Raw genomic sequence first — 26,137 nt, 5'->3', positions numbered from 1 at the left:
AACTAGACAGCCTATCTGAAAATGCGTATAACGCTGTTTTCGCTTATCTAGGTAAAAAATCGTGAAACTTGTACTCGCTCCAATGGAAGGTCTGACTGATCCGATCATGCGTGACGTGCTCACCCATGTTGGCAGTTTTGATTGGTGCGTGACTGAGTTTATCCGCATTACCGATAGCATCCTGCCAGATCATATCTACGATAGTTTTTGCCCTGAATTAAAAAATGGAGGCAAAACCGCAGCAGGTACACCTGTACATGTACAATTTCTGGGAAATAACCCGGATATGCTGGCCGCCAATGCCGCCAAAGTCGTGGAACTCGGCGCACCCGCTATTGATCTGAATTTCGGTTGTCCAGCCAAAACAGTGAATCGCCATCGCGGCGGTTCTGTTTTGTTAGATGAGCCTGAAACAGTACATCTGCTGGTAAAAGCAGTACGCGATGCTGTGCCTGCACATATTCCTGTTTCAGCCAAAATGCGTTTGGGCTATCTGGATGAGAATCATACGCTAGATAATGCTCATGCGATTGAAGATGCAGGCGCAAGCTGGCTGACGGTACATGCACGAACCAAAGCTGATGGCTATACCCCACCTGCCTATTGGGAAAAAATTCAGCCCATTACAGAAGCATTAAATATTAATGTGATTGCCAACGGCGAGATCTGGAACAATGCCGATGCTAAGGCCTGTTTAGAGCAATCGCATTGCCAAGATTTGATGATTGGTCGTGGTGCTGTGACCACACCAGATTTAACCCTATGTATTCGTCAAGATATGGATCATGCACTATTGTCTTGGCAGGACCTTGTTATACTTCAACAGCGTTTTTTAAGCGGCCAATATAAAACGGAAATTGGCATGGTAGGACGGTATAAACAATGGCTAGGCATGATGACCAAAGCTTATCCTGAAGCACAAGCCTTGTGGGGACAGGTGAAAAAAATCAAACAGCTCGAAGAAATCATTCAATATTTAAAACAAAGCTAAATTTAGAATTATTCTTATGCAATAAAAAAGCGGCAAAAGCCGCTTTGGAATACTTAAATTAATAGATGGTGAGTTTTTTATTTTACATCCCATTAACTCGGATTTTTAAATCTGTCACGGACGCATTGGTAAAACCAATATTCCCAATTGAGCTATTTTGTAAGCCATTAAAGCGATATGCAGCATCAGATGTAGCAGGAATAGTAGCCGTATTACCGAATTGAATGTTATTCAATTTTAAATCAACATTATCTGACTTTCCTTCATTTCCAAAAACCAAAGCCCCGTCAGCTTGACCTGCATTAGACTCACCAATAATCCCAGCATAGAATTTATCTAAATTAAATCCAGTAGTCGAATTTGATGCTTTTAGCTGAAAATTAAAACTCGCACCGATTGGATTATTACTTGCATCATAACCAGAAACAAGCATCATATTACAACCTGATCCAGTTCCACAAATTGAGTCAACAGCACCACCAAAACGAACCATCTTACCCTGTGGTGCCGATCCTAGTTGAATATTCATCTTCGGTTTATTAGTCGATAAAAATTTAACATTCAAACCATTTTGAAGTCGTAATATCTCTTTTACACCGCTTTTTAGTGTACTTGGATTAGTGTCAAAAATAGAACCTCTGATATAATTTGACCCAACTAAACTGGATAAAACACCAGTACTATCACTTGCCGCATAAACAGATAATGGCGAAATTACAAATTCATCTACATTCCCAAATGACAAAGCAATATTTGCAAATGCTCCAGTAGTCCCACTGCCCTTATCGGTATCAATAACTGCTTTTAACCCCAAGTCAGTTGCAACTCCACCTGCTTTGAATATTATGTTTGGATTAGATACTGTAGCATTTGGACTTTGTGCAAATACTAAACCAGCACGACCACCATATTCGGTAGCCGCTGCATTTTTAGTCCCCCAACCATCACTATCTACCACTGAAATTTGTTTAAATTCAATTTTTGAAACGTTAACACCAATATTCAAACCATCTTGCCCCGTTGCAGTAGATAGGCTTTGGTCATCAAGTGGTTGCATCGCCATTGCAAATGGTGACAACAGCAGAGACAAACATCCAATTATTTTATTCATCATGCCTATCCTTAGTTTCGAGGAATAATTCCAAGCTGCCCTGTTATGCGCCCACCAGTGAGAACAGCTTCACCTAAACGTTGAGGTGCACTTGTTGCAGATGGTGGGTAAAAATTAATATCCCGAATTCGTAATACACCGTCAATTTTATCTTGGGCTGTTCCCGTTCCAGTGGTTCCAGCGGGGTTAAAAGTTAAACCTGCTTTAAATGACACCATACCATCGCATCCAGCTGTAGGACACGTACCTCTTGTATCAGGTGCGATAATAATCGCATTATTAAATGCAACCTTACCATCAATATTATCGAAACCAATGGTTGAACCATCCAGCGGATCACTCAATTGAATGGCGCTTTTACCACCATCTTTTACCGCTTTTAACTCTAACTCACCAACAACACTTAAACGACTACCATCTGTGCTGGTATACTCACTATTTGGGATCAGAGAAAGATCAATTTTTTTACCATCTAGGCGAAGCTTGGTTGAAAGTAATACGTCATTATTATTTGAAAAGTCAGCAGATGATGCTAGTGCAGCTGTCGATGTCCCTGCATATCTTGCTCCAGGTAAATATCCACCAGCAATTTGTGCAGATAATATAATTAAAATATCTTTTAAGCTTGCATTAAAACTACCATTCTCGAGCCCAAGTGTTCCTGTGCCTTTCAACAGCATATCTATATTACGCAAACCCATATAACGCACTGAGTTTGTATCCGCATTATCCAATAATAAAATTGAAGTTGTTTTTTGCTTGGTCGGATCAGTACTACCATTCATGCCTGTAGTACTCATTGCAAGTGAGAATCCTAGACGTTCAGAACCAGCAACAACGGTATATGGTGTTCCATTCAAATCATAATAATAAGCATCCGCTGGAGCGGTTGTACCATACATGGCTAAATTAGCATTCAAATCATAGAATGGCAGTGCTAAACCCCATGTATTTCCTGCTGTATCATTAATTTTTGGAATGGTTGTTCCAACAGTTCTTGCGCTATTGGTAAACCGGCCACTTCGTGAAAATGCCTGAAACTCCGCACCACGAATTGCAGCGAGTATTGCATATGGATTCTGATTGGTTGTTCCATTATGTATGCTTTGAACATAATCGGCATCAGTCGTCAGTGTCGTTGATGTAGAACCATTCCAGTATCGACTAGTTTGTAGTGCTTTATTTGCAGGTAATAAAACTGTTTTCGTATCAACTAAATTTAAATAAACATTACCTGTGTCAAATGAACCACGATTTTGCAGGTTTAAACCAGTCAACTCACCGAACTCAAAGCCATACGTATTAAAACCAGCACCACCGATTTCCAAAGTCGTTGCCTTTGAATTATCCCCTTCCAACATCGGGTCATTCTTCTTAGTGAAATCCGCTCTCATACGAAAAGCAATACCAGTATCCCCAATAATATTTTGTGTTCCCGAAGTGGTCACCCCATTATTGGCTTTGCCCAAAATATTGGTATTGTCAGGATTACCATATTGATTTGTTGCAGTATTATAGACAGGATCTGTACGTACCGTGCCGCCATTCACACCAGCATCAATACTGTTAGAGTTTGTTCCTCTAACCTGAACCGAACCATTGACCATGCGTCCACTTGCACCTAGGCGGATTAGACCTTTTGCAGTATCCGAAGCAATTTGCCCATTCAGCGGCGTTTTTGTCGCATCGACTGAATAAGGAGTATTGCTATTTACATTCTTATTGAGCATGAACTCAAGATTTAAACCTGCATTACTCGCAGTAGCAGAGTAAGTATTTCCTGTAATCGTTCCTGGATTTGCAGGATCATTTACACGAGTAAAGTCAACATAACCATAAGTTGAATTCGGCTTGGTACTCGTTGCTGTATTCACTGAACCATCAGCGTTATAGTTAATTACAGCATTAGCTGCGTTAGCAGCATTGGTTCTTACAATAAAACCATCTGTCCCATCTATATACATCACACCCTTAGCTGCAAAATTAAAGTTAAAATTCTTAAGAATGAGCTGATTAAGGATTTGACTTGTTGATAGTCCTGTTTTTTGACCTAGATAAATATTGGCATTTCTTGAGCTAAAAACTAACTCACTCTGACCATCTTTACTAAAAAGACCATCTCTGGTTTTAAAACTAATACTAGTATCAGAGTTGGTTTGTACGGCAATATCCCCCACAGGACTGCCACATGCTGCCGTATCACAAACTTTAAATTTATTCATGCTAATCAATACAGGCGCAACTTTTAAATTAAAATCTAAACCTGACTTACCTGATTGACTACCACTATTGAGCTGAATATCTACATTCGGATTCACTGTTGGTGTTGAGGTATGCGACTGGATTTTAAAATTTTCACCTTCCGCACGTAGCGTTGTGTCCGCTGCTTTACCTGCACTTCCTCGTCCAGCATTATCTTGCCAGAAGAACGTCCCTACATTCACCTCTTTAAAGTCTAAATTGACATGTAGACCATCTTGACCATTGACATTACTTAAGGATCTGTCATCGAGTTCTTGCAGGGCATATGCAGAATGGCTTATCAATAACAGACTTGCGGCAAGTGCATTAAGTACAAAATATCCTGTTTTCAGCTTTTGATTATTTTTTTTCATTGCTCAATCCTTTGAAAGCGATAAACTTAACAACGCGCATGATTACTACAAGCAAAAATCTGAACTTTACCTTCCATTGCAAGATTTCCATTCATTTTCAGTCCCATGAAACCCGTTTCTTTATTGGTATCATAATTATTTGCTGTTGTGCCTGTTGCACCAATACTTTGTGGGACTGCACTATAAGTTGCTGTTTTCAAGAATCCATAATCTTGTGGGTTGCTACTTGTTTCCTCAATCAGTTTTCCTGATGCATCAAAATAAGATAGAACCTTATCCTGTTCTATCGACAAAGCATTAAAACCAAAGTCACGAATTTGAATCGGTTTAGTCGGATCAAATGAAAACTGCATTGCAGGTTTAATCATTGAACCTGAGGCTGCTCCATTCACGTATTTGGTATAATTTAAATCAATCCCCTCTAGACCAATTTTTTGGATATTCAAAGTGCCTTGCAATCCCTTAAATACTACCCATAATTTACGTGCTTTATTTGCACTAGTCGGGTCACTTGCTGCTAAAGACCACACATCAGTTGAATCGCCTGATTGAAATTGAACAAAGCGTTTATTGACAGAAACAGCTAAACGGCAATATTCCAAATTCGTACAATTAAAAGTCGGTACTGTACCTGCCAATAAAGCACTATCTGTCAACACGTTTTGGTTCAAAGAGACTTTTAACGACAAATCTGCCCCACCTTGGCCTCGAATAGATTGGAGGGTTTCATTATCTAAAGCTTGTAACTCAGCATAAGATAGGCTTGAGGTTAATGATAAGAGCAAAGCGAATATTTTTTTCATGTGTATGCTCCCCTATAGTCCTGTGGTTGTAATTTTTAAATGCTGAATAAGCAAACCATCAATCACAGCTGAACCAAAGTTGTTATTCGGTATCGTTGGAGTTGGAGCGGTATTGGTTGTTGGAATCACAGAACCCGTTGTTCCATTCGATGATCCAATAAAGCTGTCTAAAATTGGATTAGCCGTCGTACGCCATGCCGCGCCATTTAAATTTGTATCCGACCATGTACGGTTACCAACAGTGGCATACATTGGTGTAGTACCACTTGAATTATTACAACCTGAATTACCATTAAATGCTGAGGTACTACAAACAGAAGCATCTGTAGGAGTGTTCGTCCAACCATTAGTTGAATTCACCAGACTTGTCCCATTATTGTATTGCCATTGAGATAAAGAACCGTTGGTATTAGTCACGCCTGTGCAATTTCCTAGAAAGGAACTCGTACATCTACTGTTCTGCCGCCAAGTAGACGTTAACATCTCACGCTGAGCATAACGTACCTGTGTGGAAGTATTGGTGGTAACATCACTCAGAATACCCGCTGGATTTTGCATATTCCCAAAAGAAATACCGACAGCATCGTCAACACCAGCAGTCCCTTTATAAGCCTGTAAGGTTTTACCGCCATCACTGCTATAAACAGAACCTAAGCTAATACTACTGTGTGTTGCCAGCTTCTTACCAGAAAGTGCCGCAGTCGAATAATCGGTACGTGCTGAACCGCCCTGATAACCTGCGATATCAGAAGTACCACATTGATAGACATTACAGGTTGAACCTAAATAAGACGTATCAGCTCCAGTATAATCCGTATAGATCTTCTTATAAATTGCAGGATTATTTGGAATACGGGCAATTTCGAGACTAAAATTTCGACCATTGGAACCTAAAATTACAGGTTGGTACAAGCCGCCTAATACAAGATTGATGTTCGGGTTATAAATAAATATCCCCTCATTGGCGTCGAAACTTGGTGCTGTTGCACTACTTGTCAACGCTGGTGTTTCCAAACATTTAGCCGGATTGGTCGCACAATCATAAGCTGTTGTTTCTCGTGTACTGAGTCTTAAAACGCTGTTGGTTGGCACATTCCACACACGTTTAATTTGCTGAGTATCTGTTCGAGTCTGCTTTTGAACAATAAACTTACATCCTGTAGATGAGCTATCAAATGAACCCGTCCCAGCATTACCACAACTACCAGTCGCAGCTGTTTTCGAAGTTCCTAATGTTGCATCTTGACCATTATGAATGGTTGTCCATGCCGAAGCTGTTCCAACACCTCCCAATTGGGTATCGGTATAAGTCGCTTTTAAATTCGCCCCATCACCACTGTTGATACGAATAACGCCAGCCAAACCTAAGGTATTATTATAAAAAGAGCTCATACCATTGGCATTACTTGAACCAGCTAAAGTCTGAAAAACTTGCAAACTACTGCCATTTACACTAAAGCCATTCATAATCGCCTGTAATCTTAAGCGGTTTGCACGATTGGCATCACTGGTACTAAACAATTCTCCCAAGTTGAATTGATCCGAAGCGCCATCAGATTTACTCTGGTCACGAACAAAAGCATCTGCCCAAAAAGCAAGCTTTAAGTTATAGGCATCAACACCAGTTTTAGTCCCCGTTTCATACAATGGTGCTTCTAAATTCAGGTAAGTAACAGATCCGTCCACCCCAGCAAAGTTGGGAACATTGGCTGCTGTTTTTGCTTTTAATACCCATGGATTTTCAGCTGTGCCCCAACTCGCAATCTGTGGTGAAACTGAATCAAAACGACTATTTGTGTCATTATTATTATTTTTCGACAAAGCAAGACCGTATAAATAAATATCAGCTTTACCCACTGAATGGTCAGATCCATTCACTACACCATCTTTATTAGTATCCTGCGCAAGCGAAGTTAAACCACCAACAGGTAGGTAATGAATATAACCTGTATCTTTACTGCGATCATTCAATAAAGCAGAATTGGTCTCATTCCCTGTATTTGCACCACGGAAAATAAAGTCAAAATTGGTCGGTAGAATCGCAATCCCTTCACCTGTCGTCTGACTTAAAGCTTCATCTGAAATTTCCTGCAATGCAAAAGCAGATGGGCTTAAGCACAACCCAACCAATGTTGCTAAAACAGTTCGTTTAAATGATACCGTATGAAATGTCGTCATCTTGACCTTCCTGTTACACGATGCTCCGCACCAGTATTATTTTTCTAAATCTTGCTGAGTGGCTTCCTACTACGCAAACTCGCAGTCTAAGGATATGCTTCCAAGCACCACTCGAAACTTAGGCACAATTTACCTACTCAATCTCAATTTTTATTATGCCTACTATTTACGCAAATGCAAAAAAAACCAGTTAAAAGTTACATTTTTCCGATGTATGAAAATAAATATAATATTCTACTGGCCTCATTCAATAACTTACAAAGATAAATGATGTTTTATCTCCTGCACATATTTAGCTAACTTTTACATTTTTTGGTAATAGGGTTTGATAACACAGTAAGCGGTCCACCAACATCCCGCGCCTATACTACAGACAAAAATCGATAGCTCATGGTGTTCGATGTACCCAACATTTTTTCAGTCCCTTATAGCTGTACCACGTTCAATATTTATGTATGGCTAAAATGAGGTATCTGAACAACCAGTATCATAATACATGTGAATGCTACAAACCTATCTGCTGTCCCGCCACCAACTACCGCTACTCGATTTAATCGCCCTCAAATTCAGCATAGACTTTCTTTCAATATCAATAAAAAGTGGAAGCCTGAGACTTCCACTTAAATTTGATTAAAAACAATTTAATTTTAGATAAACTTAACAGAATGATAATGAACCATAGCAGTTTGAAATCACTTTCTGGTTATTCAATTGCTGATTTTGTAATGTCAAAGTAGCTGGATTCGTGGTGGTATATGCCCCTAAATCAATATTAATTTGCTGTACAATCGGCGCACCAGTTAAAGCTCCAATTGCAGATCCAAAACTAACATAGGTATAGGGAGAAGTTTTTAATTGATCAGATGCCATTTGCGCAACTTGTGGCAGCACTGAACTAATATCGACTGGATTTGTAACATTTAATTTTCCTAACTGTACAGGCTCAGCAAAAGACATCCACCACCCAGGTTGAGCCACATCTGTTCCACTGCTCATCGCATTCAAATTATTCAGCCCTTGATCAGAAGCCGCCATCGTTGCCCCAGGCCAAAGCAGTTTTTGACTTTGCAATGATAAATATCCACCAGTCCCTGTAAGGGGAATATTATGAATCATACTTAATGCTTGATTAAAAGTAATATTCATTTTTAAATTGGTAATGCTTGAATTATTTGCCATTTTAAATACAGTATTGGGTACAACTGCCGTAATCAACCCACAAAGCCCAGCCCCTGGTGCATTACAGCCTAAATCGACATAGAGCTGGTCATTTCCCCAAGTCGTATTACCAGAACCACAAGCTAGGTTTGTACCTGTAATATTTCCCGTACATCCGGTTTGCGGTGCAATCGGAATAATCGGAATATTCGCCATAATATTTTGCACGTTCGCTTGAGTTTGTCTCACACCATTAATAGGGAATGAAGGGAGTGTAAATGGTACCGTCATACTTGGAATTGTAATTCCAGTTGTTTTACTATTTGATGGATCACTCACAAATGATGCATTACCTAAACCAGAAATATTTGCATAACCACTCAATGTCTGATTACTAGCACCTTTACCAAAAGTTGCAGCTTGAGTTACCGCAGTACCCGTAGTACTGGCGATTTGCATAAAACCACTTAGGCTTTGAATACCATCTGTTGTCGATGGGGTAGCACTATTACTTGTTCCAGCAGTCAATAGACCACTAATAGCGGCTGCACCTAACTGTAAACCAACTACTTGTCTTGTTGATGCAGAATTAGGGTTTTGAATAGCAAATTGAATAAATGGATTTGTAATTGTCGCATCAGTAGATGCACGACTATTAAAGACTGGGCTGCCATTTGCATCATAGCTATCTGGCAAGCCACTCAAAGAGAGGTTCTTAATATCAATATCACAACCACCAGCACCATTCACACCCCCACAACCTAACTGTAAATTTTTAATATTTGCATTAAGTTCAACTTTGGCTTCCATACCTAATTTATAAAAACCAATATTGTTAGAACCTGAAATATTCTTCATTAAATTAGCATTATCTGTAGGTGCAATATAAGACAGACTCATTAGCGCCTGACCAGTAGTTGCTGACAGCTCACTATCTGACATCGATTGCAAAGTCGTGGAAATTGCATATGCAGAATGACTACACAACCCAATGGTTCCTAAAAAAACCATAGATAAATATCTATTTTTCATTATAAAAATCCTTTTAGATTCTAAAACTTAAAGTGAAGTACTTATCTCCCTGAACTTCACATATAGACAAATAATGTTAGTGAGCTAACCATATGCCATATTACGTTTTCCAATATAAACTCAAATATTGTCAAATAATAGACAATATCCGATAAAAATGGCCTATAAAGTTATAAGTGACATTCAATAACGAACTAAACAATAAAATTTTCAGTATCGCTAGTTTTTATCCACATAAAAAAAGACAGCTTATGCTGTCTTTTTCAAAAAATTAGGCTTAACAAAAACTTAGACTACCATAACAGTTAGTTGGAATAGCCTGATTCTTAAGCTGTTGATTTTGAAGTGTTAAAGTTGCAGTGCTGGTGCCGACAGGTATCGTTAAGCTTTTGACAATTGGATTATTGGTTAAAGCTCCCAGTGCATCGGCTAAATTAATACTGATTGGATCGCCTGCATATAAAGCTTGAGTTACAAATGTAGATACTTGAGGCAACACCCCACTAATATCAACTTGCTGTGATGCTTTCAAATATCCCAATTGAACCGGCTCGGCAAACGACATCCACCAACCTTTCTGTGCAATATCATCAGCATTTGCACCTGGCCATTGTAGTGCCTGTTTTTGCAAAGCTAAGTATCCGCCTGTCCCTTTCAAAGGTATGTTATGAATCATACTTAATGCTTGTTCAAAGGTAATATCGATATTTAAGTTGGTTAACTTTGAATCAGCACCCATTTTAAATTTTGCATTGTTGACAAGACAAATCAAAAGAGCAACACAATCAGTTTGAGCCAAATTAGCTGCATTATAACCAGAACCACTTGCCTTTCGAAGGCTCACATATAACTGATCATTATCATAGTTAACAGTACATGCTGCTCTAGTATCTCCTGCAACACAATTAGATGCTCTTGCAATTGGAATTTCTGGAATCGTAGCACTCACATTTGGTGCAACTGCTTTTGTTTGTCTATTACCATTTACTGTAAATGCAGGCAAGCTAAAACCAACATTCATACTTGGAACCGTAATACCTGTAGTATTACTATCAGCAGGTAAACTAGCAAAATCTCTTCGTCCCCATAATACGACATCTAACTTCCCAGCGATGGATTGACATGCAGTTGGCCCACTAATTCCAGGCAAACAGTTTGAATCACTTTTCCCAAATGTTGCTGCTTTTGTCCACACGTCACCCGTTGTACCCGCGATTTGCATATACCCACTTAAGCTTTGTATCCCATCCGTTGTCGATGGAGTTGCCCCATTTGCAATACCAGCTGTTAGTAGTGCATTAATTTTTTCGGCACTAAGTCTTAAGCCAACAAACTCTCGGGTTGAAGCACTATTTGGATTCTTAATTGCGAACTCAATAAATGGATTGGTAATCTCTGCACTTGTCGATGCACGGCCATTATTAAAGGTTGGACTACCTTCATTCGGATTTGCCGAGCCACTCACTACACCATCATTTAAACCACTCAGCGATAAGTTCTTAATATCAATATCACAACCACCAACACCATTTGAACCACCACAACCAAGCTGCAGGTTGCGAATATTGGCATTTAATTCTAGTTTTGCTTCTAAACCAAGCTTATAAAATCCCACACTTTGTTCACCACCTCGTTGCCTTTCTAGGTTAGCTGCATCACTCGGCGCGATATAGGATAAACTCATTAAAGCCTGCCCTGTAGTCGCAGACATCTCGCTATCTGACATAGATTGTAAAGTTGCAGAATTCGCATATATAGAATTCGTACAGAAACCGATTGTCCCTAAAAAAACCATTGATAAATATCTATTTTTCATTACAAAAATCCTTTTCAGTTTTTGAAATTAAAATAATTTTCCTTATAAAATTTACTTATAGACAAAATGTTAGTGAACTAACCCCATGTCACATGACGAATTTCAATATAAAACTAATTTTTGTTAAATAATAGACAATTTCAGGAAAAAATGACCCAAATTGTAAAATGAAAATTAATAGAAAACTAAATAACTTTAAGATCAAATAAATAGACTCCCTTCTTTTCAATAAAAAAAGCAGCAAAAGCTGCTTTTTTCTTAACGACAGAATTAACAAAATTTCAAATTACCAAAACAGTTTGGTTGGAAGTTTTGATTGGTTAATTGCAAGTTACCTAGATTTAAATTTAATGGTTTTCCAGCTAAATTAACCGTACCAATATCAACATCTAAAACTCCGAACCCCAATAGTCCACCAATATCATCCGTATAGGCCTCATGCCCGCCACCATCACGCAACCAATCTGAAACAGCAGCTGCAATTTGAGGAAAGAGTGGAGAAATATCAATTGGATCTTTTGGAACAACATAACCAATATTTACAGGATCTGAAAATGACATCCACCAACCTTTTTGTGCAACATCATCACTTTTAGCACCAGTCCACTGTAAGGCATTTTGTTGTAATGATAATGAAAAAGGTGAGTTAATCGGTAAATTATGAATTAAACCCAGTGATTGGGTTAAATTCAGATTCGCTGAAATATTTGAAATCGTACCATTCATCATGACTTGGTTAAATCTTTTACCAACCCCAGCAATCAAACACGCTGTAATATTACAACTGGTTACTTCAGCCTGGGTTAATCCACCTTGTGTGTAAATACCTGTCGGTTCTGGATATGAAGGATCATTTGGTCCACTTGGATTGTACTGAACAGAACCATTAATAGGATAATTTGCTCCACTACCCAAATAAATATTAGGAACCTTAACGGGAGCCGATAAAACTTTAGATTTAGCCCTATTCTCGTTTACCAATATTGCAGGAACTTCAAAATAGTTATTATTAATTTGTGGAATATTAAATCCACCACCTACAGTCTTAAACCCAGCTTTAGCAGCTAAAATAGACTTCAAAGTACCAGTGATTACCAAATCATCTTGGCTATACATCGTTCCATATAAATTATCCCGTGTTGACCCTGTTGTTGCATAGCCCTTAATCACACCAGCATTATCCGATTGAACTTTCATATAGCCTGAAATTGTATTGATACCATTCGGTGTGGAAGAGTTTTCAGTACCCGCTGTTAATAAACCAACAGCTTTTTCTGCACTTAAACGAAACCCTACAACTTGTCTAGTAGATGCACTGTTTGGATTTTTTATTGCAAACTCTAAAAATGGGTTGGTTAATTTTGCTGACGAAGAAGCACGTTCTTCTCTTGTCATAGCCACAGGTTTACCATTAGCATCAAGTTTCAAACCGCTTAGACTTAAATTATCAATATCAATATCACAGTCATTCGCACCATTTACTCCGCCACAGCCTAATTGGAATTTTTTAATGTTGGCATTCAGCTCAATCTCCGCTTCCATGCCTAATTTATAAAAACCAATTGTTTTATCACCACCTGCTCTTTTTGTTTCTAAATTCGTTGCATCCGTTGGCGCAATATACGACAAACTCATCAAAGCTTGCCCTGTCGCTGCAGATAACTCATTATCCGTCAGGCTCTGTAAAGTGGAAGAGGCTGCCCAAGCGGAACTCACATAAAAACCGCTCACCCCTAAAAGAAATATAGATAAATATCTACTTCTCATTATAAGAATCCTTCTTATTTTTTCACTAACCGGAATATATATTTATCTCTATAAAAACCTAACCACAAACAAGCAGATAAAGAATTTAATAAAATAAATAATACTTATGTAAATGATAGTAACATCTACAATATAAACACAATGATTGCTAAAAAATAAATATTTTCCGATAAAAAATGACCTATAATGATAAATAATCGTGCTTTTAAAGAAAAACTAAATTAATTTTATTGTATATATACAAGATAATAAAAAAGACAGCAGAAGCTGTCTTTTTTATTAATACTGAAACTAACAGAAATTTAAACTCCCATAACAATTTGGCGTAAAATTTTGCCCATTGAGCTGCAAATTAGATAGGTTCATTTGCAGAGCTGCGACATTAGACAAATCTACATTTCCAATATCTGCATCCAAACCACTTCCAGTCAGCACACCGAGAAGGTCACTGGTTCTAGCAGGATTCTGTTTTAAATAATCCCCAGCTTTTGTTGCAAACTGTCCCAACAATGGCTCAATGCTTAATCTTTGCGTTGGTTCTACACGTCCAATACTCACAGGATCTTGTAATGCCAGCCACCAGCCTGATTGAGCAATATTTGCAGTATCCGAATCAGGCCATAAAATATTTTGACTCTGCAAACTTAGAGATGCTGCTGAATTAATCTCTAAGCGATGAATAAATCCCAAAGCTTCTTGGAAATTTACTGTCGCTTTCGCTCCACTCACAGACCCGCTCATTTTAATATTGCTAAACTGGCGGCCTTCCCATGCAACTAAACATGTAGGAGCCAGAGTTAAATTTCTACAGCCCGTAATCACAGCATCAACAGGATTCCCCGCCGTATAGACTGCAGTCGTCGTTCCATTTGCATCTGAGGTTGTTCGACCAGAGGCTGGATAATCATCACCAGTGCCTAAATAAATTGTTGGGATATTGATGGTTGCAGTTAAACCGATTGAGGTATTTCTTTTACCATTGACTACAATTTGTGGGGTTTCAATTGGTAGATTATTCATTTCTGGAATACTAAAACCACCACCATTGGTTCTAAAATCTGCATCAGCTAAATCAACCAGTACATTTGCAATTAAACGCCCTTCAATCGGATAGGTTGCTAAACTCATATATTGCGCTGCTGTATTGGCAGAAACCTTAATTTTGCTTCTTTCTAACTCAGTATCTCCAATCCCAGATCGAACTTTCATATATCCAGAGAGACTATTTATTCCATTTGCAGTAGAAGAGTTCTCTGTACCTAGTGTCAATAGACCCAAAACCTTTTCAGCACTTAATCTCAAACCAACAACATTTCGAGTGGAAGCCTGATTAGGATTTTGAATCGCAAATTCAATAAAAGGATTGGTTAACTTTGCACTTGAGCCCGCTCGCCCTTCACGCGTGTCAGAAATTCCACTTAGGCTTAAATGATCAATATCAATATCACATCCACCCGCTCCATTCATACCACCGCAGCCTAACTGCAATTTTTTTATATTGGCATTCAACTCCAATTCAGCTTCCATTCCTAAACGATAAAAACCTAGATTCGGATCTCCATCCGAACGCTGATTTTCTAAATTTCTAGCATCTGTAGGTGCAATATAAGACATACTCAATAATGCCTGCCCTGTTGTCGCGGACATTTCAGAATCAGATAAACGATGTAAGGTTGTAGAAGTTGCATAAGCAGAATTTAAGCACAGGCTACCTAAAGTCAACATTGCGTAATGAAGAGACTTAAAGTATCGCATTACGGACCTCCGTGTTTAGTACATCCATATTTGTTTATTTTTATAATGCTCTTATATCAATCACAGAAGACTTTCTAATTCATATATCTTCTGTGAAGCCGTATAAAAACAGATCACTTCCAAATAATATATTAATAATTCTAAAATACTAGTTTTATTTTTCTAAACAATAAGGGCCAAAAAAAATAATAATACAAACTAGATCACAAAAATAAAAGCACATTATCAAACAATAATTTGATATAGATTTAAATCACTTAGGCTTATAAAAAATTGATATTTATCGACATATTCTTTATACACATCTCCAGAGCCTATGTTATTTTAAATAATATAGACTCTATTAAAATTACAGATTATTAGTGATCACATTTTTAATAAATATTACTCATTAATTTAAATCAAAATCTCCACCCAATGCCAAACTGCAATCGAGGTTGCTGATCCTTGTCGCTTTTCGCAGCTGAAGTATTTCGCCATGCGAGTGTCGCATTATAATCAAAGTCTTGATATCCACCGCCAAAACCAATCCCTGTACTTGCCAAATTGCGGGTATTTTTATCACCAAGATATGGATTTTTATTTTGCTGTATGCGTCCAAAATCTTGGAATAAATAAGTATTTAGCCATGGTGTTAGTTGATAATAAAAATTAATTGATGCCCCCCAACCTTGATCTCCAAGTCCTTCTGCTGCTGGATAAGCACGCATTTGGTTCAAGGAAAATTTCTCGGCGGAATCGAGGTTCTTGGATGCAAGTTGTCCATATAACTCACTGGTCAACCATGAAGATGTCGTCAACCGTTGTTGTCTGGAAAGCTTAAGCTCATATTTATTGAAACTGCCTTGGGTCTTTGCAGATAAGCGATCGATATTCAAAGCCGATGGGCTTTGTATGTTCAGATTGCCAATCGTCGTGATCAACTCAAATTGATTAATACCACCTTTGACATCTCCAATTCCCCAATCATCCATTCGGCTAAAACTGAGTGAGATCCGACTCGCCTCTATCTGTTTGGATGTCTCTGTATTTGTGGCCTCTATTTCATCAAATAACTTTCTTTTTTCAGCCAACAGCTTCAAATTCAAATTAGTCTTTTGACTTCGGATCAATGGATAAATGAGGTTTATATTATAGTTTTCAGAGGTGCCTGTAGCATCCAATTGCTTAAACTGTTCACCCAGTTCATATTCAGTTCTACTATAACCACCACCCAGCCATAGACCCGTTCCTGTTACAGGAAACCGAGCATTTAAACTTCCTGAAACCAAGTCTTGATTGCTTCCGAGTAATTGAGCAGATAACTTTTCGCCATATCCCAGTAGACTATTACTTTCGAGATAGCCTGAAAGTCGATATTTGCCGGTATAACTACTTCCAGCGTTATCAATACCAATTCGTCCGAGCCAAATTGGCTGTCCCAGAATGTCCAGAACAAGGTCGGTTTGCCCAATCTGTTCGCCAGCCTGTAGGTTTGCCTGAATTTGCCCCACACCTGCTAGGTCTGAAATAAGCAGCAAAGTCTGATTACTTTGCTGTTGTTGTAACGCCTGATGATGAGGAATTTGATCGGTAAAGTGCTTAATGGTTGTATCTTTAATTTTGGACTGGTTATTTAAAAGGACTTGACCGAGTTGTCCTTCGAGTACTCGGATCACCAATATTCCATTTTCTAATTTTTGTTTGGGGAGATAGGCTTTCGCCAGAAAGTAACCCTGTTTTTTATAGTATTGGGTGATTTGTTCTGCGCTAAGCTGTAAATCAGCCAGTACATTGTTTTTATTTTCCAGTGGTTTGACTAAATCATGTAAAACTGCTGTAGCAATTTGTTGATTCCCTTCTATCTGGACTTTTGTGACCCAAATGGGTGTTTGATCTTGACTGTAATTTTGCTGCGATGAATCAGCACCAAAGTACTGTTGGTCTGTTTTGGGTGTTTCTTTGAATTGTTCAGGACCTAATTGCTTCGTAATAGTACCACTATCAGGAATCACAACGTCTGCACGGACAATAGAAGAACCAGCAACCAAAATGCTAATCCCTCCCATTATTTGAAGGAGTGTTCTATTGCGCATCCCTACTTGTTTATATAAATAAAATTTCATTATTTCTCTAAATTTAATCAATATCTTATTATTTAAGACCAGAGACTTAAGCCTCTGATCTTATATCTTAATAATGTCTTTTAATCTTAATGATTATAACGGAGCCATGGGGTCGCATTATCTTCATCAATCACCCAGGTCGAGCTTGAATTTGGGTCAGAAGCATCGGCAATATCCCACCCTGAAAAAGTCAGAATTTTTTGCAGTTCTGCTGTGGTTTTTCCAGTACCGCCCGCGCTGATAGATTGACCTGATGTTTCAGTATTCCAATAGCTATTAATGACTATACCATTAGCATAAGGGTCATCTCCAATGAGCCCTCCAACATGATTTACACCAGTTACCCCCCCATTCGAATAGCTATTTTCAACTGTTCCATTGTTGTAACCAATTAGCCCTCCGACAGATGTTTCGCCTTCCACCATACTGGTTGAATATGAGTTCTTTACAATTCCATCATTCCAGCCAACAAGCCCACCAACATAAGTATCGCCTTTCACTCGACCTGTTGCATAACTGCTATTAATAATATCTTTTGTAGCATTCGCTCCCACAAGGCCACCAATATGCTCACTTTTAATACTACCTATCGCTGTTACATCACCTGTGGCATAGCTATTATTGATATATAAACGAGGAGCTAAATCATAGCCTCTAAAAGCCGTACCTCCTACTAATCCCCCTAGACCGGTTAGACCACTCACATTGCCTGTAGCATAACTTTGATCAATATAATGAGTGTTATTTTCTTGAGACCCAAAGAACCCTACTAAACCACCTGCACCACCGAAACCAAGTTCTGAATGCCAGTTTCCATTTACATATGCGCCAGATAATATATTCCCCGTAGCATGACTATTATAGATGCCTTGTCCACTTCCCACTAAACCACCAGCAATTAACCCTCCCGTATAATTAGGATCTAGATTTTGCTCTTGCTCAGCAGTCATTGTAAAATCAGGCAAAGCAATATTACCTGTGGCATAGCTATTATAAATCGGGATCGTACTTCCTGCCGCTAATCCACCTACACCAACAACACCTTTAACATTTGCCTCAGAATGACTACCACTAATTCGTTGCAAACTAGACTCAGTACCTCCTGTGTGGCCTGCGAGTCCAATTAAACCGCCTACATATAGCAAACCATTAACTTGGCCGGTACTGTATGCATTTTTAATATTCCCACTAAGGTGTAAGCCTGAAAGCGCCCCCATATAAGCGTACCCATAAAGAGATGCATTAGTAAGACCTACATCTCTTAATACACTACCATAGGTAATACTAAACAGCCCTTGCGGAGCTGTTTCAGGGACAGAACCTAGATTCCCCCATTCAGGGCGAGCTTGATTAATAGTTAGACCATCAATCTTGTGTCCTAAACCATGAAAATTTCCTTGAAAGAATGGTAGTTCTACTTCGGGTGGAATCCCTCCTTCAGGTAACTGTATACCACCATCAATCTTAACTTGAAGCTGTCCAATCGCCTCAAAGCCTTTCCCATTATTCCAATTCACCGTATCTGAGGCATCAATATTGCTACCTAAAGCATAATTTCCAGTCAGGTTATTGTTAATCCCTTGCAAAGTATTGATATTGGCATCACCTTCTTCGCCTAAGTCATTGATCACAATGTAAGAACTTCCATTAATCAATAACGTCGGTGATGAACCGCTGATATTAATCTTGGCACCATTATTTAAGTTGTAATCCGAACCTGTACCATAATTCATGGCAAGTTTGGCTTTATCTCCACTTAAGTCCAAATCACTATTAAAATTAATATCTTTAGCTGCTGTTAATGTCAGCGCAGTATTGGCATTCCAGCTGCTTGCATCATTGATATTAATATTACCTTGACCTTCTGCCGTACCAATCGCATTCAAAGTGACATTGCCTGTATTTAAAGCATCACCCAAAGTGGTACTGCTGACACTGCCACCAAAGAAATCGACATCGACATTTTTGGCTTTCAACTCCCAGCCACTGGTGGTCGGCGGTAAGCTGCCCGTACTATTTCGCTGTGTGGTGATATTGGTACCAGAATTGATATTTACTTCTGCCGCAGAGGTTTTAATCTGCCCACCATTGCCTCCATTCGGGGCGGATGCATCTAAGGTACCGCTAACATTTACCTTACCACTGCTTAAATCACTGCCGAGCTCAATCACACCACGGACATTATTCACCGTTTGCGCTTGGATCACCCCAACACTATTCACCACCGCATTACTTAATTCATCAATGCCTTTCGCAGTAAGGATCACTTTACCGCCATCGGCCTGAATCATTCCGCCTGAGTTAATCAAGGCCTGTGCTTTACCTTGATTAATGGTGTAACCCAATAGGCTGCCATTATTTAAATTCAGGGTAATATCACCACCTGCTGCCAATAATACATTGCCTTGCGGTGCTTTGATCGTACCTGTCTGTTTTACTGTTGGCGCAATTAAGGCAACCGTACCGCCTGTAGGTACAGTGATTTTGCCGCGGTTCTCAACAGTTTTGTTATTGGTAGGGTTGTTAAAATTAAATAGATTGTTATTAAAATCAGCATTACTCAAGTTTAAGGTCGATGCCACTAAACCCGCGGTATTCACCTGTGAGGTACTGCCAAATAACACCCCATTCGGGTTAATAATAAACACTTGTCCATTGGCATTTAACTGACCATTTAAGTTGGATGCACTTGTACCCGTGACGCGGTTTAAGGTAATCGAGCTGCTATTCGGTTGCACGAAATTCACAATTTCATTGCTATTGGTGGAAAAGCTACTCCAGTCAATTGCAGCTTTTGCGGTGGACTGGTTAATCGTGGTGGTGGTACCTGCGGTTGAAATGCTCGCTGTTCCAGAGCTAACCACGCCACCTGTTGGTCCTGCAAAAACAATACTTGCACTCAGTACATTCACCGCAAACAACGCTGCTAGTTTTACTGTATGAGCAACAGAAGTTTTAGATTTGATTTTTGTTGTTGATTGCGTTGCAACAACGCCACCTTTAGCCTTCTCACTCACGGCTTGCCAGCAAAGATGCGTCGTATTCCATACCACTTGATAGATCTTATTCACAATTATCCCCACCTGTTCTTAATATTTTAAAAAATTGCGATTTATTTTTAGCATATCTTTTTTATTATTTGATTAATTTATATATTTTCCTGACCAATGGTTAAAACATCATCAAGCAATCGCATAAATCACAGGTGAGTACTTATCTTGAATTTAAAAAGAACGAGACGTAGAACGTTTTATTTAAATGGATAAATCTAATTGATTAAAAATAAGGAAATACTAAAAATTTAAGAATTATTATTCATTAAAAACGATACGATTTATGATGATGTGATAAGCATTATATTTAGCTTTTACTGAAAGGGTATTAACCATTGACCCGATGATCAATGGTTAAAAATTTTAACGATTAATAATTAGGTTTTCGGTAAAGTCACACCAGTTTGACCTTGGTATTTACCGCCACGATCTTTATATGATGTTTCGCATACTTCATCGCTTTCAAAGAACAGCATCTGTGCAACACCTTCACCTGCATAAATACGCGCTGGCAAATTGGTTGTATTTGAGAACTCTAGGGTAACGTGACCTTCCCACTCAGGTTCTAACGGCGTTACATTCACAATGATCCCGCAACGTGCATAAGTCGATTTACCCAAGCAAACCGTAAGAACATTACGTGGAATACGGAAGTATTCAATCGTACGCGCTAAAGCAAATGAGTTTGGTGGAATAATACACACATCAGATTCGATATCGATAAAGCTTTTATCATCGAAGTTCTTTGGGTCAACAATCGCTGAATGAACGTTAGTAAACACCTTAAATTCGCGCGCACAACGGACATCGTAGCCATAGCTCGATACCCCATAAGAAATCAACTTTTCTCCGTTTTCATCAAAACGAACTTGATTCTCTGCATAAGGTTCAATCATGCCGTGTTTTTCGCTCATTTCACGAATCCAACGATCAGATTTTATTGCCATGACTTTTTATCCATAGACGAAGTTAATAATTGGCGAGTACTTTAACGTAAAATGGTATCAATGAAAACAACAGCACTATCCTGTTATGTGGATAACGCTGCCAAAGTTATAAATTGATCAATGCTGAATAGCTAATTGGAATAGCAAAAGCCATCAAAACCACAGAAGCCGTGCGTTGTAATTTTGATTGAGACAACCATGCAACTTTATTCGTTGCTAACATTGCACCAACTGAAATCCAGAATAATGCAATTGGCAAAATCAAGCCGACAAAGGTACTCATATGTGCCATATAAAGCTCTTGGCTTTTCCATGCTGCAACAGGAAATATCGCTGAAGCAAATAACAGTGCTTTAGGATTCAACAAGGTCGCACATAGCAATTCTCTAGGTCGAATCGTGGGTTGATTTAAAGCCACTTCTTGGTTCGCAGTGCGCCATAATTTAATCGCAAGAAAAACGATATAACCCGCACTTAATAATTTCAAAAAGATAGGCAATGCAGGTAAAGTTGTAGAGACTTTACCAATCAGCATGCCCCATGCACTAATTGCGATGATATAGCCAATTGCTTCTGCTGGAATCAATAGTAAAGATTTGCGTAATCCAACTTGAATACCCGAAGATGCCAATAAGGTATTTGTGGGACCAGGAGTCAACAGAATGGTAATGACTAAACCAATAAAGAACCATGAAATCATTGAATGACCTCACTAGAAGATAGTTTCAGATTAATCCAATTCAGAAGCCATAGCAAAAAAATAACTGTAAACAGTTATGACCAAACACAACTTAAACAACTGTTTTATATTTATTTTATGGATTTCAAGCCTACTCTACTCAACAGTCACTGCATAAATAGCGTCTATTTAAAATACAATAAATGTAACCTATTCATCTTGGGCTTGATTTTAATGCAATAATGTCTGAAGTGATTTTAAGTTTTCGCTAAGTAAATCGTGTTATTTTCTATACAACTTCCTATTTATCTGTCCTATTGGGTCTATTGCCGCGTTTATGCCTAAGCAATTCTTTCACAAGTGGCTACCTTCATCAGAGAAAGTCGCGAGCTTAAAGCTGATGAAAATTTTTGGCGATCGCGCCTTAAATCCATTGCTTTGGTATGTGAACCGTCGCTCGATTGCAAAAGCCATGTTTATTGGCACCTTCTGGGGCATTCTGCCTGTTCCATTTCATAGTCTGTTTATTATTCTGACGGTATTATTTTTTGAAGTAAATTTACCTATTGGCCTCTGTATGGCTTGGCTCACCAATCCCTTTACCGTGGTGCCAATTCTGTATTTAGGCTTTTGGTTTGGGACAAAAATTTATCACGTCAATATGATAAATAAAGAGATGCTACTTGGTGTTCTGCATCAAATTTTAAACTGGATTAAGAACTTTGGGCATGGTCATATTGATTTTAGTTTGGCCAAAATTTTAGTTTCAGGTCTAATCATTGAAGCTGTTTTATTTGCCGTTTTATTTTATCTAGCGACTCACCTGATGTGGCGCTGGATTGTAATTCGCAGTTGGCGCAAACGAGAAAAACAACAGAGAGAAGAAACCATCTAAATGATTTCTTCTCGATCACATTAATTATTTAGCCTCAGCTTTCATCTTCATATATTGCTCAGCGACCTCAAGTGCATAGTCCTGACACGCTTCGCCTGTTGCAGGGTCATAGGCACCATTATTGGTAATATTATTCGATAAGATACGCACCCCAAGGAGTGGTACTTTGAACTGTTGCGCAATTTGAGCCACCGATGCCGCTTCCATTTCCTCTACAGAAGTTCCGTATTTGGTATGGAAAAAGTTGATGCGATCGAGTTCATTATTCCACGTATCTGCTGAACCGATGGTGCCTTCGACCACTTGTCCTTTGCTGTAATGCACTTTGGCTTTATACGCGGCGACAAGTAATTCCTTATCTCCTTCGAATTTACGAATCGCAATCGGTTCTGGATCAGACTCATCCTCTGGTAATACGTCAAAGGCTTCATTCCATTCCAACGCATTTGAACCACCGCCAATCGGTTTATTTGGCGTTTTAAATGCACCGATATTGGTGGTGTATTTGCCTAATACAATATCAAACACCTTTAGGTCTGGATCATGTCCACCCGAGGTTCCTTGATTGATAATCGCAATCGGTTGATAATGCTGAATTGCAATGGCTGTCGCTGCGGCCGAGTTGCTCATCCCCATCCGGGTTTTAGAGATCACCATTGGATAACCTTTATAGGTGCCTTTCCAGAATTTCCAGCCACCAATGGTTTCTACACTGACATTTTCTAGTTTTGATGCCATTCGCTCTGATTCAACAGGCAATGCGCCTTGGATCACAATCGGCTGTAATTTTGGTTTTTCCTGTACTTGGTTATTACTATTTGAAGAATTATCTCCATTACAGCCACTTAAAACTAAAGCTGCACAAACACTGACAATACCCATCAGGCTTTTAAATTGCATCATTGATCTATACTCAAAAATCAAAACAAGTGATAAGCAAGCAACATACCATTTTTTATTTTTTTAATTTATTTTTAAAGCGTAAAAATAAAAACTTATTTTAATCAAATAGTAAAAACCCAGCAGGATATGCCGGGTTTTTAAGCATTTTAGAAGATACGCTTATCGTCTTTCTGACGTTTTGGTAACTTTTCCATTTGTTGCAACACGGCTTGTGCAATATTGAGATAACTGTCTGCGGCTGCATCCTTTGCGATCACACTTGGTGTGCCTTGATCTGCATGTTCACGAATTTTGGCATCTAAAGGTAAATGACCAAGCAAAGGAATATGATATTGCTCAGATAGCTGATCACCACCGCCTGTACCAAAAATTTGCTCTTCATGACCGCAATTTGAACAGATATGCGTCGACATATTCTCAATCACACCGAGTACTGGAATATTCACTTTATTAAATAATTCAATACCCTTGGTTGCATCCATCAACGCCACATTTTGCGGCGTGGTGACAATCACTGCACCCGTCACAGGAATACGTTGCGCCAAAGTCAGCTGAATATCGCCTGTACCGGGTGGCATATCAATCACCAGTACATCTAGATCAGGCCATAGAGTCTGATTGAACAACTGCATCAACGCACCAGTTGCTTTCGGACCACGCCATGCCACAGGTGTATTGTGTGCACCAATTAAATGCCCAATCGACAGTACCGCCATGCCGTAAGCATCTAAAGGTACAAAGTGTTCATTTTCAATCTGTGGGGTTCTGCCCGCATTGCCCAACATGGTTGGGATACTTGGTCCGTAAATATCGGCATCCAACACACCAACTTTTAGACCAAGTTGTTGCAATGCAAGTGCAAGGTTGACCGTAGTCGTTGATTTACCTACACCACCCTTACCCGAAGAAACCAGAATCACATTTTGGATACGTGGATGCGCAGCCACATCGCGTTGTTGTGGTGCAGCTTTTTGAATCGGAGGATTATTCGGATCGGCTTCTACTTTAGGTGATGCATCCATCACAGGAGGTAAATTGCTGTTTTCTGCTTTTGGCTTCGATGAGCAACTATGACCTGCTTCACCATGCGCCGCATGTTTTTGTTGGATAATATGTAAATTTAACTCTTGGATACCGCATTTTTCCAAGGCTTCAGCCAGCTCATCATGGATCTGCTGTAAGTGATCTTTTTCTTCAGGAAAGGTATTCATTGTAAGTTGTAAAATACGGCCTTGTACATTCACTTGGCTAATGCGTTCTTTGAGCGCATTGTCTGAATGTGGCAGTACATAATTTTGTAGAACTGTTTGAATCTCGTCTTCCTTCACTTCTTGTGCTGGTGAAAAAACAGATTTTAAGGAAGAAAGCCACGACATTTTGTTTACTCCAAAAACAGATCAACATTTCACTGAGTTTGGTTAGTTTAGCAGTATTGAAGAATTGACGCTCATATCAAAGTAGATAATTGCTCATTTTTTAGAGCAACTTTTCTGCTATAAATTTCAATCTTCAGCAACTGATACTTTTCACAGGAACAGGATATATTGCTAAGCTGATCATATCGACGATGAAAATATGGGATTACGCTTTCATCATATGCAGAGTCACATGATATTTATGCTTCACTTGGGAGTGTTCAATGACACGATATTATTTGGCGATATGTAGTTTATTTGCTTGCTTCCCGCTATTCGCCCAAGAATCGATGAATCGTGCTGTTTATCAATTGCCGCCACAAACAGAAATCGTGGCAAATAAGCAAAAAGAGCAATCCCCATCGTCTGAAATTAAGGTATCAATTAGAATCAACCCAGAAAAAAACGGATTAAAGATTCAATTATTGAAAGCAAGCAACTCAGAGTGGCTTAATCAGCATGCTTTAGCGCTTGCGCAACAGATAAAGCCAGAGGATTTACCCATTCAGGAGACTTCGGCAGAACAACGTGATCACAATAGTAAACGCCTATTCTCAAACTATGAACAAGTTTATTATTTTATTTCCATGCAAGATCAAGCTGTTATACAACGTATTCGACGGGTTGCTGCACCTTATTCCTTAACTGAAATGGCCTGTTTACTTTTACAAAAAAGTGTTCCATTAGAAGGTGAATCTTTCAGATTGAATGTCAAACTCTACATAGATAAAAAAGGTAAAATACACCTCCAAGAAACTCAGCCATCCTTAGAAACAGCATTAATGAATCAGCTTTTTCCTTATCAAAAACGTACTCAGCCCTTTTATAAGATTTTCGATCTAGAACGCCAACAATACATTGATATGCCCATCAATCAGCCAGTACGATTTATTTCCTCGCCCTAATAGAAACCC

Annotated in this window: 17 protein-coding genes; 3 read left to right on the top strand and 14 right to left on the bottom strand. The window is 38.9% G+C overall.

Annotation, left to right across the window (positions count from 1 at the left end; genetic code table 11):
* Nucleotides 1–61 precede the first annotated feature (61 nt).
* Complete coding sequence (locus tag A7P54_RS09280; protein WP_354667335.1) at nt 62–991, top strand: tRNA-dihydrouridine synthase; 930 nt, start codon at nt 62–64, stop codon at nt 989–991.
* 82 nt (nt 992–1,073) lie between these two features.
* Here the strand turns inward: A7P54_RS09280 and A7P54_RS09275 are convergent, their stop codons facing one another.
* From A7P54_RS09275 to A7P54_RS09220, 12 genes are all read right to left on the bottom strand, one after another.
* The gene (locus A7P54_RS09275) at nt 1,074–2,105 is read right to left on the bottom strand and encodes a DUF6160 family protein (protein WP_171549400.1); all 1,032 of its coding nucleotides are present in this window, start codon (nt 2,103–2,105) and stop codon (nt 1,074–1,076) included.
* Between the two features lie 8 nt (nt 2,106–2,113).
* Complete coding sequence (locus A7P54_RS09270) at nt 2,114–4,717, bottom strand: DUF6160 family protein (protein ID WP_171549399.1); 2,604 nt, start codon at nt 4,715–4,717, stop codon at nt 2,114–2,116.
* A 26-nt stretch (nt 4,718–4,743) separates the two neighbouring features.
* Complete coding sequence (locus tag A7P54_RS09265) at nt 4,744–5,520, bottom strand: hypothetical protein (RefSeq protein ID WP_171549398.1); 777 nt, start codon at nt 5,518–5,520, stop codon at nt 4,744–4,746.
* Between the two features lie 12 nt (nt 5,521–5,532).
* The gene (locus A7P54_RS09260) at nt 5,533–7,698 is read right to left on the bottom strand and encodes a hypothetical protein (protein WP_171549397.1); all 2,166 of its coding nucleotides are present in this window, start codon (nt 7,696–7,698) and stop codon (nt 5,533–5,535) included.
* 657 nt (nt 7,699–8,355) lie between these two features.
* Nucleotides 8,356–9,888 carry a hypothetical protein gene (locus tag A7P54_RS09255; RefSeq protein ID WP_171549396.1) on the bottom strand — a complete coding sequence of 511 codons (1,533 nt, stop codon included), beginning with the start codon at nt 9,886–9,888 and terminating at the stop codon, nt 8,356–8,358.
* 277 nt (nt 9,889–10,165) lie between these two features.
* Nucleotides 10,166–11,704 carry a hypothetical protein gene (locus A7P54_RS09250; protein WP_171549395.1) on the bottom strand — a complete coding sequence of 513 codons (1,539 nt, stop codon included), beginning with the start codon at nt 11,702–11,704 and terminating at the stop codon, nt 10,166–10,168.
* Between the two features lie 270 nt (nt 11,705–11,974).
* Nucleotides 11,975–13,471 carry a hypothetical protein gene (locus A7P54_RS09245; RefSeq protein WP_171549394.1) on the bottom strand — a complete coding sequence of 499 codons (1,497 nt, stop codon included), beginning with the start codon at nt 13,469–13,471 and terminating at the stop codon, nt 11,975–11,977.
* A gap of 291 nt (nt 13,472–13,762) precedes the next feature.
* On the bottom strand, nt 13,763–15,226 hold the full coding sequence (locus tag A7P54_RS09240; protein ID WP_171549393.1) for a hypothetical protein: 1,464 nt from the start codon (nt 15,224–15,226) through the stop codon (nt 13,763–13,765).
* Nucleotides 15,227–15,627: 401 nt separating this feature from the next.
* Nucleotides 15,628–17,331 carry a ShlB/FhaC/HecB family hemolysin secretion/activation protein gene (locus A7P54_RS09235; RefSeq protein WP_171549392.1) on the bottom strand — a complete coding sequence of 568 codons (1,704 nt, stop codon included), beginning with the start codon at nt 17,329–17,331 and terminating at the stop codon, nt 15,628–15,630.
* A gap of 86 nt (nt 17,332–17,417) precedes the next feature.
* Complete coding sequence (locus tag A7P54_RS09230) at nt 17,418–20,402, bottom strand: filamentous hemagglutinin N-terminal domain-containing protein (RefSeq protein WP_171549391.1); 2,985 nt, start codon at nt 20,400–20,402, stop codon at nt 17,418–17,420.
* 359 nt (nt 20,403–20,761) lie between these two features.
* On the bottom strand, nt 20,762–21,331 hold the full coding sequence (gene dcd / locus A7P54_RS09225) for a dCTP deaminase (RefSeq protein ID WP_003653416.1): 570 nt from the start codon (nt 21,329–21,331) through the stop codon (nt 20,762–20,764).
* 106 nt (nt 21,332–21,437) lie between these two features.
* Nucleotides 21,438–22,031, bottom strand: a complete 594-nt coding sequence (locus A7P54_RS09220) for a LysE family transporter (RefSeq protein WP_171549390.1) — start codon at nt 22,029–22,031, stop codon at nt 21,438–21,440.
* 316 nt (nt 22,032–22,347) lie between these two features.
* Between A7P54_RS09220 and A7P54_RS09215 the strand changes: the two genes are divergently transcribed.
* Nucleotides 22,348–22,905: a DUF2062 domain-containing protein gene (locus tag A7P54_RS09215; protein WP_017402057.1), complete on the top strand. Its 558-nt coding sequence runs from the start codon at nt 22,348–22,350 to the stop codon at nt 22,903–22,905.
* A 24-nt stretch (nt 22,906–22,929) separates the two neighbouring features.
* Here A7P54_RS09215 and A7P54_RS09210 read toward each other — a convergent pair whose 3' ends face one another.
* Both A7P54_RS09210 and apbC read right to left on the bottom strand, forming a co-directional pair.
* Complete coding sequence (locus A7P54_RS09210; RefSeq protein WP_171549389.1) at nt 22,930–23,808, bottom strand: 5'-methylthioadenosine/S-adenosylhomocysteine nucleosidase; 879 nt, start codon at nt 23,806–23,808, stop codon at nt 22,930–22,932.
* A 146-nt stretch (nt 23,809–23,954) separates the two neighbouring features.
* A complete protein-coding gene (apbC, locus tag A7P54_RS09205; protein WP_171549388.1) occupies nt 23,955–25,184 on the bottom strand; it encodes an iron-sulfur cluster carrier protein ApbC in 1,230 nt (409 codons plus the stop codon).
* 263 nt (nt 25,185–25,447) lie between these two features.
* Here apbC and A7P54_RS09200 point away from each other — a divergent pair, with 263 nt between their 5' ends.
* The gene (locus A7P54_RS09200) at nt 25,448–26,128 is read left to right on the top strand and encodes a hypothetical protein (RefSeq protein WP_171549387.1); all 681 of its coding nucleotides are present in this window, start codon (nt 25,448–25,450) and stop codon (nt 26,126–26,128) included.
* Nucleotides 26,129–26,137 lie beyond the last annotated feature (9 nt).

This window comes from Acinetobacter sp. Ac_3412, from assembly GCF_013072675.1.
In the GTDB taxonomy this organism is placed as follows: Bacteria; Pseudomonadota; Gammaproteobacteria; order Pseudomonadales; family Moraxellaceae; genus Acinetobacter; species Acinetobacter higginsii.
This window is presented reverse-complemented; position numbering and strand designations above follow the sequence as displayed.